14 protein-coding genes are annotated in these 14,053 nt (G+C 65.4%); 10 read left to right on the top strand and 4 right to left on the bottom strand.

Going from position 1 to position 14,053, the window contains the following annotated elements; genetic code table 11:
* The first annotated feature begins 323 nt into the window (after window positions 1-323).
* Window positions 324-2,144 carry an ABC transporter ATP-binding protein/permease gene (locus tag GRX31_RS21330; protein WP_160854672.1) on the top strand — a complete coding sequence of 607 codons (1,821 nt, stop codon included), beginning with the start codon at window positions 324-326 and terminating at the stop codon, window positions 2,142-2,144.
* 28 nt (window positions 2,145-2,172) lie between these two features.
* On the opposite strand, the gene GRX31_RS21325 is transcribed toward GRX31_RS21330, so the two are convergent.
* Together GRX31_RS21325 and GRX31_RS21320 are read right to left on the bottom strand one after the other, a co-directional pair.
* On the bottom strand, window positions 2,173-3,597 hold the full coding sequence (locus tag GRX31_RS21325; protein ID WP_047472802.1) for a dihydrolipoyl dehydrogenase: 1,425 nt from the start codon (window positions 3,595-3,597) through the stop codon (window positions 2,173-2,175).
* A gap of 216 nt (window positions 3,598-3,813) precedes the next feature.
* Window positions 3,814-4,308, bottom strand: a complete 495-nt coding sequence (locus tag GRX31_RS21320; RefSeq protein ID WP_160854670.1) for a hypothetical protein — start codon at window positions 4,306-4,308, stop codon at window positions 3,814-3,816.
* 294 nt (window positions 4,309-4,602) lie between these two features.
* Between GRX31_RS21320 and GRX31_RS21315 the strand changes: the two genes are divergently transcribed.
* The 3 genes from GRX31_RS21315 to GRX31_RS21305 all read left to right on the top strand — a co-directional run bounded on the left by GRX31_RS21315 (window position 4,603) and on the right by GRX31_RS21305 (window position 6,571).
* Window positions 4,603-5,817 (top strand): HAF repeat-containing protein, encoded by a 1,215-nt coding sequence (locus tag GRX31_RS21315; RefSeq protein WP_160854668.1) that lies wholly within the window; start codon window positions 4,603-4,605, stop codon window positions 5,815-5,817.
* Between the two features lie 40 nt (window positions 5,818-5,857).
* Window positions 5,858-6,133 carry a hypothetical protein gene (locus GRX31_RS21310; protein ID WP_160854666.1) on the top strand — a complete coding sequence of 92 codons (276 nt, stop codon included), beginning with the start codon at window positions 5,858-5,860 and terminating at the stop codon, window positions 6,131-6,133.
* A gap of 132 nt (window positions 6,134-6,265) precedes the next feature.
* Complete coding sequence (locus GRX31_RS21305; RefSeq protein ID WP_160854664.1) at window positions 6,266-6,571, top strand: hypothetical protein; 306 nt, start codon at window positions 6,266-6,268, stop codon at window positions 6,569-6,571.
* A 107-nt stretch (window positions 6,572-6,678) separates the two neighbouring features.
* On the opposite strand, the gene GRX31_RS21300 is transcribed toward GRX31_RS21305, so the two are convergent.
* Window positions 6,679-7,629, bottom strand: coding sequence for a LysR family transcriptional regulator (locus GRX31_RS21300; protein WP_017403927.1), 951 nt, complete (start codon window positions 7,627-7,629; stop codon window positions 6,679-6,681).
* Between the two features lie 134 nt (window positions 7,630-7,763).
* Here GRX31_RS21300 and GRX31_RS21295 point away from each other — a divergent pair, with 134 nt between their 5' ends.
* Window positions 7,764-8,747, top strand: coding sequence for a tripartite tricarboxylate transporter substrate binding protein (locus GRX31_RS21295; protein ID WP_013802199.1), 984 nt, complete (start codon window positions 7,764-7,766; stop codon window positions 8,745-8,747).
* Between the two features lie 10 nt (window positions 8,748-8,757).
* Entirely contained in the window at window positions 8,758-9,936 is a 1,179-nt protein-coding gene (locus GRX31_RS21290; protein ID WP_160854662.1) for a M20 aminoacylase family protein, read from the top strand.
* Window positions 9,937-9,957: 21 nt separating this feature from the next.
* Here GRX31_RS21290 and GRX31_RS21285 read toward each other — a convergent pair whose 3' ends face one another.
* Window positions 9,958-10,557 (bottom strand): IMPACT family protein, encoded by a 600-nt coding sequence (locus tag GRX31_RS21285; RefSeq protein ID WP_160854660.1) that lies wholly within the window; start codon window positions 10,555-10,557, stop codon window positions 9,958-9,960.
* Window positions 10,558-10,753: 196 nt separating this feature from the next.
* Between GRX31_RS21285 and GRX31_RS30615 the strand changes: the two genes are divergently transcribed.
* From GRX31_RS30615 to GRX31_RS21270, 4 genes are all read left to right on the top strand, one after another.
* Window positions 10,754-10,924 (top strand): hypothetical protein, encoded by a 171-nt coding sequence (locus tag GRX31_RS30615; protein ID WP_016447134.1) that lies wholly within the window; start codon window positions 10,754-10,756, stop codon window positions 10,922-10,924.
* A gap of 181 nt (window positions 10,925-11,105) precedes the next feature.
* Window positions 11,106-11,972: a helix-turn-helix transcriptional regulator gene (locus tag GRX31_RS21280; protein ID WP_047472808.1), complete on the top strand. Its 867-nt coding sequence runs from the start codon at window positions 11,106-11,108 to the stop codon at window positions 11,970-11,972.
* A 108-nt stretch (window positions 11,973-12,080) separates the two neighbouring features.
* On the top strand, window positions 12,081-13,817 hold the full coding sequence (locus tag GRX31_RS21275; RefSeq protein ID WP_160854658.1) for an FAD-dependent monooxygenase: 1,737 nt from the start codon (window positions 12,081-12,083) through the stop codon (window positions 13,815-13,817).
* On the top strand, window positions 13,814-14,017 hold the full coding sequence (locus tag GRX31_RS21270; protein ID WP_016447131.1) for a hypothetical protein: 204 nt from the start codon (window positions 13,814-13,816) through the stop codon (window positions 14,015-14,017). The genes GRX31_RS21275 and GRX31_RS21270 overlap by 4 nt, the downstream gene beginning before the upstream one ends.
* The last annotated feature ends 36 nt before the right edge of the window (window positions 14,018-14,053 follow it).

The raw sequence follows: 14,053 nt of genomic DNA, 5'->3' as shown, positions 1-14,053 counted from the left end.
GTCGTGTGGCGGGTGGGCCTGGGGCGGCGATGCGGGCATGTTCTGGCTTGTGTCTGAGCCGCCCGGGCAGGGCCCCGGGAGGGCATCGCTGTTGTCGTGGGGGAACCGCGCGGGCCGGTCCTGTCTTCGTGCCTGCCGCCGGGGCGGCACGCACGGAATGTTAATCCTGCGCAGCGGCCTTGTCGGCAGCGGCCCCATCGGCAACGGCGATGGGGGCATTGCAAGCGCAGATGGCTTGCTGCCGGCATGCGCCCAGGCCTGCCCGCCGGCCTGTCTGAACAGGAGTAGATTCTCTCCACCCACACAACCCGAGGATCTCCGACATGGACATGGATTGGAGCAAGGCGCTGCAGGAAAGCCTGGTCTGGCTGGCGGCGGCCTCAGTGATCACCGTCGTGGCTTTCGCGGCCGTGGCGCTGCTGGTGGTTCGATTCACCCGCTGGGGTCGGCAGTTCTGGCAGCTGGCCGGCCCGTTCCTGCACCCCAGAAACAGCTGGTGGCCGCTGCTGGTGTTCACGCTGCTGCTGGTGCTGGCCCTGGTCTCGGTGCGCATGAACGTGCTGTTTTCCTACTGGTACAACGGCTTCTACAGCGCGCTGCAGGAACTGGACCAGAAGGGCTTTTGGCGCTTCCTGGGTATCTTTGCGGTGCTGGCCACGGTCCACATCCTGCGCGAGCTGTTCAATTTCTATGTGAACCAGGCGTTTCGCATCCGCTGGCGGGTGTGGCTCAACGAGCGCGTGACCACCGACTGGATGCGCGGCGATGCCTACTATCGCAGCCACTTCCTGGACGAGCCGGTGGACAACCCCGACCAGCGCATCGAGCTGGATGTGAACACCTTTGTCTCGAACTCGCTGACCCTGGCGCTGGGTGCCGTCAGCGCGGTGGTCTCGCTGGTGGCGTTCACGGGCATTCTCTGGGGGCTGTCTGCCCCGATTGCCGTGGCGGGCGTGGAGGTTCCGCGGGCCATGGTGTTCGCGGTCTACCTCTATGTGATCGTCGCCACGCTGATCGCCTTTCGCCTGGGCCAGCCGCTGATCCGGCTGAACTTCCTGAACGAGAGGCTGACCGCCAACTTCCGCTACGCCCTGGTGCGCGTGCGCGAATATGCGGAGAACATCGCCTTCTACCAGGGCGCGGCCATCGAACGCAACACGCTTTTGACGCGCTTTTCGGCGTTGATCGCCAATGTCTGGGCGCTGGTCTACCGCAGCCTGAAGTTCGACGGCTTCAACCTCACCGTCAACCAGGTGGCCGTGGTCTTTCCCTTTCTGCTGCAGGCGCCGCGCTTTTTCAGCGGTGCCATCAAGCTCGGTGATGTGATGCAGACCTCGCAGGCCTTCGGGCAGGTGCAGGATGCGCTGTCCTTCTTCCGAACCTCCTACGACACTTTCGCCCAGTACCGCGCTGCGCTGGATCGCCTGTGCGGCTTTCTGGATGCCAATGCGCAGACCCGCGAACTGCCCCAGGTCGTCCACAGAGAGCAGCCCGGCGCCCTGGACATCGAGCACCTGCAGGTCAGCCGCCCGGACGGCCACCACCTGCTCAGCGGCCTGCAACTGAAGCTCATTCCCGGCCAGGCGCTGCTGATCAAGGGGCCTTCGGGCAGTGGCAAGACCACCTTGCTGCGGTCCATTGCCGGCCTGTGGCCGCATGCCCAGGGCACGGTGGGCCGCCCGGGCGGCCACCAGGCGCTGTTCCTGTCGCAGCGCCCGTATCTGCCGCTGGGGGACCTGCGTACGGCCATTGCCTATCCGATGGATGCTTCACCGCAGGACGACGAGCACCTTCAACAGGCGCTGCGCCAGGTCAGCCTGGCCCATCTGGCCGACAAGCTGGATGTCAACCAGGATTGGTCCCGCATCCTGTCGATTGGCGAGCAGCAGCGCCTGGCCTTTGCGCGCGTGCTGTTCAACCGGCCCGTCATCGTCTTTCTCGATGAATCCACCTCGGCCATGGACGAGGGCCTGGAGCATGCGCTGTACAACCTGCTGCGCGAGCAGATGCGCTCGACCATGCTGGTGAGCGTGGGCCACCGCAGCACGCTGGCGGGTTTCCATACCCACGCGCTGGCGGTCGATGGCAATGGCGGCTGGACGCTGTCGGAAGTAAGCGCACCGCAGAGCGCGCCCCAGGATTGATCCGCGTGCGGCCCTGGGCCGCGCGCGATCAATCGTCCATGGGCAAAGAATCGCAGTTGCTCAGGTCGGAGGGCGGCTGCTGGGGCAGCTGGCGCACCGCATCGCGCAAGGCGGTGCGCAGGCCCTCTTCCAGCACGGGGTGATAGATGGGCGCACGCAGCAACTCGTGCACGGTCAGTTGCTGCTGCACGGCCAGGGCCAGCAGATGGGCCAGATGCTCGCCGGCCGGCGCGCACATTTCCGCGCCCAGCAGCCGGCCGCTGGCCGGGTCCGCATAGACGTGAAGCAGGCCCGCGTTGTGCTGCGCAGCGCGCGCACGCCCCTGGTGCGCGAAATCCACGCGGCCCACCACGAAGTCCTGCCCCAGCAGCGCCTTCATGGGCTGGCCCACGACGGCCGCGTTGGGCGAGCTGAAGACGATGGACAGCGGCGTGCGCCGCTCGAAGCAGGCCACGTTCTCTGCCATGGCGTTGGTGCCGGCAATATGGCCTTCGTCCACGGCCTCATGCAGCAAGGGGCGGTCGCCATTGGCATCGCCCGCGAGGAACAGCGGCAGCTCGCCGACCTGCAGTGTCTCGCGGCTTACGGGCGGCTGGCCGTGTTCGTCCAGCTCAAGTCCCAGCGTCTCAAGGCCCAGGCCTTCGAGCTGCGGGCGCCGACCCATGGCGGCCACCACATGGTCCACGACGATGCGGGTGTCGCCTGCACGCACGACGATGCTGCTGTCCGGGCCCTTGCTCAACTGCACTTCATGGTCGGTGATCACCGTCATCTCTTTCTCAAGCAGATGCCGCAATGCGTCGGTGACATTCGGGTCGGACAGGCCGGCAAGCTTCGGGCCGCGTCCCAGTGCGGTGACCTCCAGTCCCAGCCGTGCCAGCGCCTGTGCAATCTCCACGCCCAGCGGGCCCAGGCCGACGACGGCCACGCGCGGGCCCAACGTCTTGCGTTCGAACAAGGTGTCGGTGGTCAGGATGCGCTTGCCAAAGCGCTTCCATTCCTCCGGCACCACGGGGCTTGAGCCCGGAGCGAGGATGAGCTTGCGCGCAGCCAGCACCTTGCCATTGACCTCGATCCGATTGGCCGCCAGCAGCCTGGCACGCCCGTCGATGGCCCGCCAGCCCAGGCCCTCCGTGGCCTTGATCGTGCTTGCCACGAACTCGTCGCGCAGCTTGCGCACGCGGCGCAAAACGGCGGGCAGGTCCAGCTGCAGCCCACTCGCGCCGCGTATGCCGAAGGCATCGAAGTGATGGCGTGCATGGAAGGCGTTGGCCGCCTCGATCAGGAGCTTGGACGGCATGCATCCCACCCGCGCACAGGTCGTTCCCCAGGGCCCGTCGTTGACGATGGCGAAATGCTCCGTGTGCTTGCGCACCTCGCGCAATGCCGACAGTCCGGCCGAGCCGGCACCGACGATGATCACGTCGAGGGCGGTGGTGGGTGGGTTTTTCATGCTGTCTGATTCCTTTGACTGTGGCACCAGGTCCCGTGGAGGTCTCCGCTGCCGGTGAATGTGCCGAAAGGTGTGCCGACGGGAGTGCCGACTGAAGTGCCGACAGATGGTCGAGATGACTGCCTCGCCTGCCATGGGACATGCGTGCCAGTCTGCATGCTGGCGCTCGCGGCAGTCGTAGGCGAAGGGCCGAAACCGCTGCTGGACATTCAGGGCCTAGCCGGATGCCCAGTGTTGCCATGCCGCGTCCGTGCGGCTGCCTGATGCGCCGAAATCCGCTTCCCGCGCAAAGCGCCTGAGGGATGTCTCGGTAACCCTCAAATGGCTGACACGGCACAAGCGGCTTTGCGTCGTCTGCAGCCAGCGGCGCAGGGACCAATGAAGCTGCGCCATAACCCCACCATGCACCTGTGCGCTGTGCAGGCGCAGGCGGCCATCGAGGATGAAGGTCTTCACCGACCGTGCGGACAGCTGCAGATCCTCGCAGACCTGCCGCAGCCCGACGCCCTCGCGGACCCGGGTGCTCAGGCCGCGCCTGTGCATCTGGCAGCGAACGGAGCGTTCGCTGCGGTCCAGCCGGCGGCAGATCACCTGCACGGGCAGGACGCCGGCCCAGCGTTCGAGTGCCAGCAGTTCTGCGGGACTCCAGCGGCGGCGAATTGCGCCATTCGGCCGTGCGCTGTCGGATGTCAGGCAGTGTGTGATTGCCATGGAAAGCCCCCATTCATATGGCGCTGTGCTGTGGCATGGCCTGAATCCCGGATGCCGATGAGACAATTATTGATGGGGGATTCTTTTGCAAGCTTTTGATTTTGTTGATGGTTTTTGTTGTTTTGATTGCTGCTCGGATGGACGGCTCCATACCGCGATGCCTATCGTGGGGCCGGGATGCGGATCACGGAAATAGCGTCTGCGCCGGCGCGCATATGCCAAGCCCTATGCGGATTTCCTGTTCGGTGCCCGATTTCCATGAACGACTTCTTTGCTTTTTCAGGAGAACCCTTCATGCGCCTTCAGCCAAAGCATTTGAATTTTTCCGCGGCGTGCCTTGCGTTGCTGGCACTGCCGGCCGCGCAGGCCCTGCCCATGCAGGACGTGGGCACGTCGGCAGGTCCGCAATGCGTGGGCCTGGACATCAACAACAGCGGCCATGTCGTGGGCGCCTGTGCAGAGAGCGACGGCTCGTCCGCAGGCTTCGTGTCGCTGGCGCCGGGCAGTGCGGCAGACCTTGTGCGCCTGTCGCCGGGGCGCAACTGCAACGCGGCGGCCATCACCAACAGCGGCCAGGTGGTGGGCACCTGCCTGGACGGCAATTCGGTGTCCGTGGGGGTGTTCTGGAATGCGGCCACGCCGGCCACGGTGCAGACACTGCAGCCGCTGACGCTCGATGTGCGCAGCATGCCCACGGCATTCAACCAGGGCGGCTATGTGGCAGGCGTCAGCCTGAGCGGCAGCAACACTGCCCGCCCTGTCATGTGGCGCAACAATGAAACCACGGCACGCGCGCTGCCGGCGGGCCTGCTGGGCCTGAACAGCACCAACTGCATTCCGTCCGATGTGGACAATTTCGTGGTGGGCGGCAACATGCCGGGCATCGTGGGCAACTGTCCCGACAACAGCGGGCATCCGCGTCCTGTCTATTGGTCTGCCGCAGTCCTGGGCGGCTATATGGCCACGGCCCTGAACCTGCCTCTCAATGCCGTCTTCTGCCGCGCAAAGACCGTCGTCAATACTCGCATCATGGGCTACTGCGATTTCGGTGCCCAGGGTGGACGCACCGTCGTCTGGCTCAACTCGTCCTCCAGTCCGCAGGTGCTGTCCATATCGTCCCCGCCCGCGCGAAACAGCGGCGTCGATCTCAACATCCTCGGCGAGGTGATTGGGCACTACCAGTTGGCAGACGGGCGCAGCATGCCCTATTACTGGAACAGCCAGACCGGTGTCATCCGCGATATTCCTCCGCTGCCTGGCGGCATGAATGCACGTGTGGTGGATATCGGTGACAACGGAACAGTGGCAGGCCACAGCGAACTGGCCGACGGAAGTTCGCACGCCATCACCTGGACCCCCTTGGGCGGCACCGTGGACCAGGGAACCCTCGCAGGCGGCGAGAACAGTGCGGCCTCGGCACTGAGCCAGGATGGCTGCTACATGACAGGAAGGAGCGAAGTCGCGCAATTGGCCTCGCATGCCTTCGTGCAGAACCTGTGCACGCCATGAAGGCGGAGCCTCATCTCACAACGTGCATAAAGGAAATACCATGAAGATGCGATATCCAAGACTTGCAACCACACTGGCAATCGTTGTGTGCGGGCTCTGGGTCCCTGCTGTGCAAGCGAACGGCATTTCATTCGAGAATTTTTCCTCCTCCAATGCGGCACAGGCTTTTGGCGGCTCATATCATATGTTGCCCCTGATAATTATGGGGCAAGCGAGCGAGTCGTTGAAATGGATGGAAATGATGCAGGGCATGAAGGCTGCAAATACAGGTAAAAATGAACTGCTGCCATTGCTGATGATGGCGAAAGGAGTATGAGCATACTTGGGATATGAATGCGCCTGGGGTGAATATGGACGATATCGCAATGGTGGCTTGCCACAGCGAACTGGCCGATGAGAGCTTTCGCTCCAGGCACCTACAGGCAACGCGTGCTTTTGTGCAGAACCTGTGCATTCCCTGGTCGTCAGTATCAATTCGAAAACGATGAGAAAAGGGGCTGAAATGAGATTTCGATATGAAAAATCATTGTCCACTATTGTGGTATTTGTTGTTTTAATGTCCTCATCCGCGCTGCATGCGAAGAATATTTATCTTTCGGAAGATGGTCCAATAAATTTGGAAAATAGCAGCCTGCATGCGAATGGTGGTTCAGTTGTATATGGCTTTTATCATATTTGTGGCAGTATTTTTATGGGGGGTAGAGTGCTGACGGCTGCTCATTGCCAGGGGCATAATTTTGGGAAATTTCATTAGCCAGGCCTTGAAAACAGGCTGTGCAAACTATTTAATTTGACATGGCTTGTTGTCCCGGCTTGCGATTTTGCATTGAGGGTAGTCGATGGGTGATCACCAGCATCAAATCAGTCTGGCAATGCCATGCGGCCCAGCCTTCCGCCGTGGCTGGGCGCCCGTTCCGGCGCAGGGGCATCGTCGGCCATCAACTTTCCCATCAGCCCTCGCAGGATTGCCAGCGTCGGCGCCTCACTGCGCTGACGCAGCGTGACCAGCCCGAAGCGGGCGGTGCTGCGCATGGGCGGGTCCATGGGCAATTCGGCCAGGTCCGGGGCGACGGCGCGCACGGCCAGCAGCACGGTGTCACTGTTGCGCGCAACGTCCACGAGGCTGGGCAACTCCTCGCACTGCAGTGTGACGAACCGCGCCGGGTGGGCCGTGGCGCCATAGGTCTCCACCAGCAGCCAGGCCACCTGGTCGCTCAGCGGTGTGGAGGCGACGGGGTAGCGCTGCACATCCTCGAAGCGCAGATCCCGCTGCAGGCGGGCCAGTGGATGGTCGGTGCGGCACATGAAGGCGGCGCGCATTTCGTGCACGACGTCCAGCGCAAGGTCGGGTGCGGGCCGCAGCGCGCGCAGGTCCACGACCAGGGCGTCGAGCAAGCGCTCGCGTAGCGAGTGCACCAGCAGATCGGTGCTGCCGCGCGCCACCTCGGTTCGCACGCCGGGATGGTGCACGGTCATGTGCTGCAGGAACGGCGTCATCAATATTGCGCCGGGGCCCGATCCCAGGCCCACACGCACAGTGCCGGCCGCACCCTCGCGCAATTGGCGCCCCCTGTCACGCAGCTCGTCGGCTTCAGTCACCAGGGCGCGTGCCCGTCCCAGCATCTCGCGGCCGAATGCTGTGAGTTCGCTGTGGCGGCCGATGCGGTCGAACAAGGGTATGCCCAGCTCCTGCTCCAGCGCGCGCACGCTGCGGCTGAGGGCCGGCTGTGTCAGATGCATGGCCTCGGCCGAGCGGCTGAAGGAGCCGGTCTGCGCCACCGATATGAGATGCCTGAGCTGCACCAGCGTCATGATTTTTCGCGCCCTGAAGTCTGCATGAAACTCATGCTAATGCAGCCAACAATGCATTGGACGTTCGATGACCCGGCTCCTAGGATGCCGCGTATCCGGCCGACCGAGCCGGAGCCATCCACCAAGGAGACATGATGAGATTTTTGTTCCAGCGCGTTTGGCTGACGGGCGCCGGCCTGTTGCTGAGCGCGGGCCTGGCCTGTGCGCAGAGCCCGTCCTCCAGGCCCGTGAGCCTGATGGTTCCCTATCCGGCCGGCGGCCCTTCGGATGCCATTGCCCGCATCTTCAGCGTGCCGCTGTCCAAGGCACTGGGCCAGCAGGTCATCGTGGAGAACCTGGGCGGCGTGAGCGGCGCCATGGCCGCGCAGAAAGTGCTGGCCGCTCCGCCTGACGGGCACTACGTCTTCCAGGGCTCGCCCAACGAGGTGATCCTGTCGCCGCTGGCCAATGCCGCCGTGCGGCTCAAGGCCGAGGATTTCCGCCTGGTCCATCCCGTGGCCGAGGCCGTGATGGTCTTCGTCGCTCGCAAGGACCTGGAGGCCGGCAACGTGGATGAGCTGATCGCGCTGGCCCGCAAAAGCGCCAGCCGGCCGCTGTCGTACGGCAGTGTCGGCATTGGCTCGCTCTACCACCTGATCCTGGAGAAGGTGCAGCAGGACGCCGGCATACAACTCATGCATGCGCCCTACAAGGGCAATGCGCCGCTGCTGCAGGACATAGGCAGCGGGCAGGTCGATTTCGCTGTGCTCGTCTACAGCGCTGCCATGGGCGCGCTGGCCGAGCAGGGCCGGCTCAAGATCCTGGGCCAGCTGGGGGAGCAGCGATCGGAGCTGCTCAAGAATGTGCCCACGGTGCGTGAGGGCCGGGAGCTGAAAAACTTCGCCTACAAGACTTGGACCAGCTTCCTGGTGCGCAAGGACACGCCGCAGGAGGTGGTGCAAAGGCTGCACCAGGCGATAGGCGCCATGCTCAAGGACCCGGGCGTGCGCGAGCAACTGGCCCTGCAGACCCAACTGGCCGCGGCGCCCATGTCGCTGGCCGAAGCGGCGCAGTTCTATGAGGCCGAGACGGCCCGCTACCGCAGCATTGCCCGCTCCATCCGCCTGCAACCCCAGTGAGACGCCGCACATGAACACCCTTCTGGACACTTTGCGCGGCTCGGCCGCAGCCTTCGTCGAGCTGCGCCGCGACATCCACAGGCACCCCGAGCTCGGCTTCGAGGAACACCGCACCAGCGCCTTGGTCGCGCAGCAACTGGAGCAATGGGGCTACGAGGTGGAACGCGGCCTGGGCGGCACGGGCGTGGTGGGGCGGCTGGTGCGCGGCAGCGGCAGCCGGCGCCTGGGCCTGCGCGCCGACATGGACGCGCTACCCATCGCCGAGGCCAATGAATTCGCCCATGCCAGCACGCATGCCGGGGTCATGCATGCCTGCGGCCATGACGGCCATACCGCCATGCTGCTGGCAGCGGCCCGGCATCTGGCCGAGCACGGCGGCTTCGACGGAACGCTCACGCTGATCTTCCAGCCTGCGGAGGAGGGCGGCGGCGGCGCCCTGCGCATGATGGAGGACGGCCTCTTCGAGCGACATCCCTGCGACGCCATCTTTGCCATGCACAACATGCCGGGCCTGCCCCAGGGAAGGCTGGCCTTGCGCGAGGGCGCAGCCATGGCGTCCTCCGACTACGCCACGCTCACGCTCACCGGGGTGGGCGGGCATGGTGCCATGCCGCACCGCGCGGCCGACCCCATCGTTGCGGCCGCCAGCATCGTCATGGCCTTGCAGACCATCGCCTCGCGCAACATCGATCCGCTGCAGATGGCGGTGGTGACCGTGGGCGCCATCCATGCGGGCAAGGCCAACAACGTGATCGCCCACAGCGCGGTGCTGGAGTTGAGCGTGCGTGCGCTGGATGCCGATGTGCGCAGGCTGCTGGAGCAGCGCATTCGCGATCTGGTGAGTGCGCAGGCCGAGAGCTTCGGCGTGCAGGCGCAACTCGACTGGCGACCCGGCTATGCCGTGCTGGTCAACACGCCCAAGGAGACGGACTTCGCGCGCCAGATCGCGCTGGAGCTGCTGGGCCCGGAACATGTCACGCTGCAGGCGCCACCCTTGCCTGGCAGCGAGGACTTTGCCTTCATGCTGCAACGCGTGCCCGGCAGCTACCTGCTGATCGGCAATGGCCATGCAAGCGAGCAGGGCGCCTGCATGGTGCACAACCCGGGCTATGACTTCAACGACGACAACATCGCCGTGGGAGCGGCGTACTGGGTTCTGCTGGCGCAGCGGTTTCTGGTGGCCGGTTGAACGGGTTCGGCCCGGCGCATTTCACTCGCCGTGGAGGATCTCCATCCAGCCCACGCGTCCTTGTCCGCCCTCATTGAGGCGGCCCACAAAGCCTTCAGCCTGCGACTGCGGCAGGCGCAGATCGAACTGCACCAGCGATCCATGCTCGACCTGGAGCAATTCGGCGCCTGCCGCCTCGATCTCGCGCCGCACCAGGCCTTCGAGCGCATAAGGGACATTGCAGCGCAGCAATTGCATGCGCTGCAGCGTCACCTTTTCGGCGGTCAGCAAGGCCTGGGCCACGGCATCGGTGTAGGCACGGACCAGGCCGCCGGCGCCCAGCTTGACGCCGCCGAAGTAGCGCACCACGGTGGCCAGCACGCCTTCCAGGTCCTGGTGGCGCAGCACGTCCAGCATGGGGCGGCCTGCCGTGCCGCTGGGCTCGCCGTCATCGACGGCTGCCGACTGGCCTCCCGCCAGCAAGGCCCAGCAGACATGGGCGGCGCCCGGGTGCTCGCGGCGCAGCGCATCGACCACGGCCTGGGCGCTGGCGCGGTCGGCCATGGGCTGCACGCAGCCGATGAAACGGCTTTTCTTGATGATGAGTTCGCTGTGCGCGGGCGCGCGGAGTGTCTGTGGCATAGAGGGCGGAAAGCTTACCCGATCGCCCCTGGCCCGGGGTTTGGTGCATGGATTCATTACGCCTTTATTACGAAGCGCTACACATTTGTGAGCATGCGTACCTTGTGTCATTTCAGCTTCAGAGGGTTGCATCCAGGTTTGTCCTACAGAAATCGTGAAAGATTTGCAGTAAGCTTTCTGTCAAGGAGGCGCAACCATGAACACCCCACCTTCCCGCGATCCCGTTCTCACTGAACACACCTTTGGCCGCGATCATTTCAGTCCCCCGCCCATGGCGCTGGAGCAAGCTGGTCAGGACCATGAAGCCGCCGGTGGCGGCCTTCCTCTGGACCTGGACCAGCGCATTCGCAACGTAGGCGAATGGTGATGGCTGCAGCCGTGCAGCCAAGGGCCATCCGGCCAGGCTGAGCGGCTCCAACGACCGCCGACAGGAACGCAGCAGGCAATGGCCTCGCTGCGCTGGATTTATCATTCCAACATCTTCACCCAGGCCGGCTGCGCAATGCACCGGCCTTTTTGCATTCCTGCCACGGCCTGTTCCCGCACCCATGAGCAATGACACCGTCCGCAGCCATTGGCTGCTGGCACCTGCCTGCGCCAGCGATGCCAGCCTGCCTGTGCCGCTGGGCGATGTGACGGCGCTGCTGGAGCAGGTGGGCCGCTCCAGCGCCAGCAGCGACGAGGTGGCCGGGCAGCTGTTGCACCTGCTGGGCCGGCATGTGCCGTTGGCGCAGTGCACGATCTTTTCGTTCCAGGGGCGATCTCGGCCGCGCATCGTGGGGTTCGGGGACCGGGCACGCACAGGCGCACTGCCTTTGATTTCCCAGGATTACAGCGAGCGCTTCTATCCACTGGACGGCGCGCAGCGCGTGATGCAGGCCGAGCTGGCGCGGCAGCAGCGCAATCCCCAGGCGCCAGCGCGCGTCTGGCTCCATCGCCAGAAGCCTTCGGACGTGAGCCATCCCGAGTACCGCCGTGTCTGCTATGACCTGCCCCGCCTGGTGGAGCGGCTTTCGCTGCTGACCCTGCAGACCGGCGCACGCTGGCTGGCGGTGAATCTGTACCGGGGTGAGGAGCACGGCGGCTTTGACCCGCAGTCCATTGCACGCATCGAGGCTTTTGCTCCGCTGGTCATGCAGGCCATGCGCCTGCATTACGCGGGCCAGGCCCTGCAGGACGATCTGGCGGGCCTGGTGCTGGCGCGCCTGGCGCGGCGCTTTGCGCATCTCACGCAACGCGATATGGACGTGGTGCGCTGCGTGGTCGAGGGGCTGGACACCGAGCGGCTGGCGCAGCGCCTGGGCATCACGGTGGCCAGTGCCCGGACCTATCTCAAGCGCGTCTGCGGCAAGCTGGGCGTGCAGGGGCAGCGCGAGCTGTTTGCCTTGCTGATGGAGCCCGAGGCGCTGTCCTGAGCCTGGGGGCTGGAGGGTCCTGTCTGTCCCCATCCGGGGACATTGCCGGAGCGGGGGCTGCCTACACTGCGGCCTCACAAAGACGCAAGACGCAAGACGGAGACATCCATGCACCAGCCCCATGCCCAGCCGCGGCATTCCATCTACTACCGGTACCGGGTGCACCAGCACTGGCTGCCTTCGCAGCATCCAGGGGTGCAGCGCCATCCTGTCGTCATCGTCGGCACGGGCCCTGTGGGGCTGACCACGGCGCTGGAGCTGGCGCGCCACGGCCAGCGCTGCGTGCTGCTGGAGTCCGAACTGCAGGTGTCCGAAGGCAGCCGCGCCATCGTCTTCACGCGCCGCTCCATGGAGATCCTGCAGCAGGTGGGCGTGGCCGAGCGGGTCATGGCGAACGCCTTGCCCTGGCGCTGTGGCAACTCGTTCTACCGGGGGCGGCGCGTATTCCGCATGGAGGCGCCGCACAGCGAGGACGATCGCTTCCATCCCATGACCAATCTGCAGCAGCAGTACCTGGAGGAATACCTGGTCGATGCGGTGCTGGCCCATCCGCTGATCGAGCTGCGCTGGGGCAACCGCGTGGACCGGGTGGATCAGGTCGGCAACGGCGCCGCCGCAAAGGCGCGGCTGCAAGTGGACACGCCGCAAGGCCCGTATGCGATGGAGGCCGACTGGCTGGTCGCCGCCGATGGCGCCCGCTCCGGCATACGCACGGCCATGGGCCTGGTGATGGAGGGGGCGTCGTACGAGGGCCGCTTCGTGATCGCCGACATCCGCATCGACCTGCCACTGCCCACGGAGCGCCTGGCCTTCTTCGACCCGGTCTGGAACCCCGGCAACACCATCCTCATGCACCGCGAGCCGCATGGCATCTGGCGCGTGGACTACCAACTGCCTGCGGGCGAGGACGCGCAGCAGGCGCTGCAGCCCGAATCGCTCAAGGCGCGCATCGACGCGCAGCTGCAGATGATCGGCTTCGGCGGCACGCCCTGGGAAATGGACTGGAGTTCGGTCTACTCCGCCCGCGCGCTGACCTTGCCGGACTATGTGCACGGCCGCGTGATCTTCGCGGGCGATGCGGCCCACATGCTGCCCATCTTCGGCGTGCGCGGTGCCAACACGGGTTTTCAGGATGCCCAGGCCCTGGCCTGGCGGCTGGCCCTGGTGGCGCGCGGCGTGGCGCCGGTGAGGCTGCTGGACAGCTACAGCGGCGAGCGCGTGGGCGCGGCGCGCGAGATTGTCGAAGAGGCCGGCAAGAGCACGCGCTTCATGGCGCCGCCCTCGCGCGGCTTCCGGCTGCTGCGCGATGCCGTGCTGTCGCTGTCGCTCACCCAGGAATTCGTGCGGCCGCTGTACCACTGGCGCACCTCCCGGCCGCACGAATACGCGCACTCGCCGCTCAACAGCGCGGATGACGACAACCACCTGTTTGAAGCCGGCCCTGGCCATGGCGCACCGCCGCTGAACCTGCGCCTGGGGCCCGATGACTATTTGCTGGACCACCTGGGCGGTGGATTCGACCTGCTGTATTTCACCGATGGCACGCCCGTGCCCGCCCAGTGGTGCGAAGTTGCCAGGATGGTGCGCGGCCGTGGCGTGGGCCTGCGCATCGTGGCCATCTCCAGCCAGGCGGCCGCGCAGCCGGTCCAGGGTGCCGATCTGACCCTGGCCGATGCAGATGGCCGCTGCCGTGCACGCCATGGCGTGCCGGCAGGGCACCCGCCCGGCGCCGCCTATCTGCTGCGGCCCGATCAGCATGTCTGCGCGCGCTGGCTGGCGCTGGATGCCCGGCGCCTGCAATCGGCCATCGACAACGCCACCTGCACGCAAGGAGTTCCGGCATGAGCCAAGAACAGACATCACCCCACACCCTCGATATCGCCGGCCTGGAAACTGTCTACGACCAGCTGGCCACAGCCATCGACACGGCGGGCCCGCAGCGGTCTGAGCTGTTCCTGGTCAAGCTGGCGCTGCTGGCGGCCGAACGGCTGGGCAGCGCGTCCGTGTTCTCGGAGCTGGTGCAGGCGGCGCAGCAGGATCTCTAGTGCGTAGTCGCGCTCCAGGGAAAACCGCTATCGCTG

The sequence above is a fragment of the Delftia sp. CH05 genome (assembly GCF_009827015.1).
GTDB lineage: Bacteria > Pseudomonadota > Gammaproteobacteria > Burkholderiales > Burkholderiaceae_C > Comamonas > Comamonas tsuruhatensis.
The sequence above is the reverse complement of the archived record's forward strand: the minus strand, read 5'-3'. Positions and strand labels throughout refer to the sequence as shown.

Bases quoted from the DNA above. Each gene is read 5' to 3' on its own strand.
- GRX31_RS21330 (WP_160854672.1), top strand. From the start codon at position 324: ATGGACATGGATTGGAGCAAGGCGCTGCAGGAAAGCCTGGTCTGGCTG.
- GRX31_RS21325 (WP_047472802.1), bottom strand. From the start codon at position 3,597: ATGAAAAACCCACCCACCACCGCCCTCGACGTGATCATCGTCGGTGCC.
- GRX31_RS21320 (WP_160854670.1), bottom strand. From the start codon at position 4,308: ATGGCAATCACACACTGCCTGACATCCGACAGCGCACGGCCGAATGGC.
- GRX31_RS21315 (WP_160854668.1), top strand. From the start codon at position 4,603: ATGCGCCTTCAGCCAAAGCATTTGAATTTTTCCGCGGCGTGCCTTGCG.
- GRX31_RS21310 (WP_160854666.1), top strand. From the start codon at position 5,858: ATGAAGATGCGATATCCAAGACTTGCAACCACACTGGCAATCGTTGTG.
- GRX31_RS21300 (WP_017403927.1), bottom strand. From the start codon at position 7,629: ATGACGCTGGTGCAGCTCAGGCATCTCATATCGGTGGCGCAGACCGGC.
- GRX31_RS21295 (WP_013802199.1), top strand. From the start codon at position 7,764: ATGAGATTTTTGTTCCAGCGCGTTTGGCTGACGGGCGCCGGCCTGTTG.
- GRX31_RS21290 (WP_160854662.1), top strand. From the start codon at position 8,758: ATGAACACCCTTCTGGACACTTTGCGCGGCTCGGCCGCAGCCTTCGTC.
- GRX31_RS21285 (WP_160854660.1), bottom strand. From the start codon at position 10,557: ATGCCACAGACACTCCGCGCGCCCGCGCACAGCGAACTCATCATCAAG.
- GRX31_RS30615 (WP_016447134.1), top strand. From the start codon at position 10,754: ATGAACACCCCACCTTCCCGCGATCCCGTTCTCACTGAACACACCTTT.
- GRX31_RS21280 (WP_047472808.1), top strand. From the start codon at position 11,106: ATGAGCAATGACACCGTCCGCAGCCATTGGCTGCTGGCACCTGCCTGC.
- GRX31_RS21275 (WP_160854658.1), top strand. From the start codon at position 12,081: ATGCACCAGCCCCATGCCCAGCCGCGGCATTCCATCTACTACCGGTAC.
- GRX31_RS21270 (WP_016447131.1), top strand. From the start codon at position 13,814: ATGAGCCAAGAACAGACATCACCCCACACCCTCGATATCGCCGGCCTG.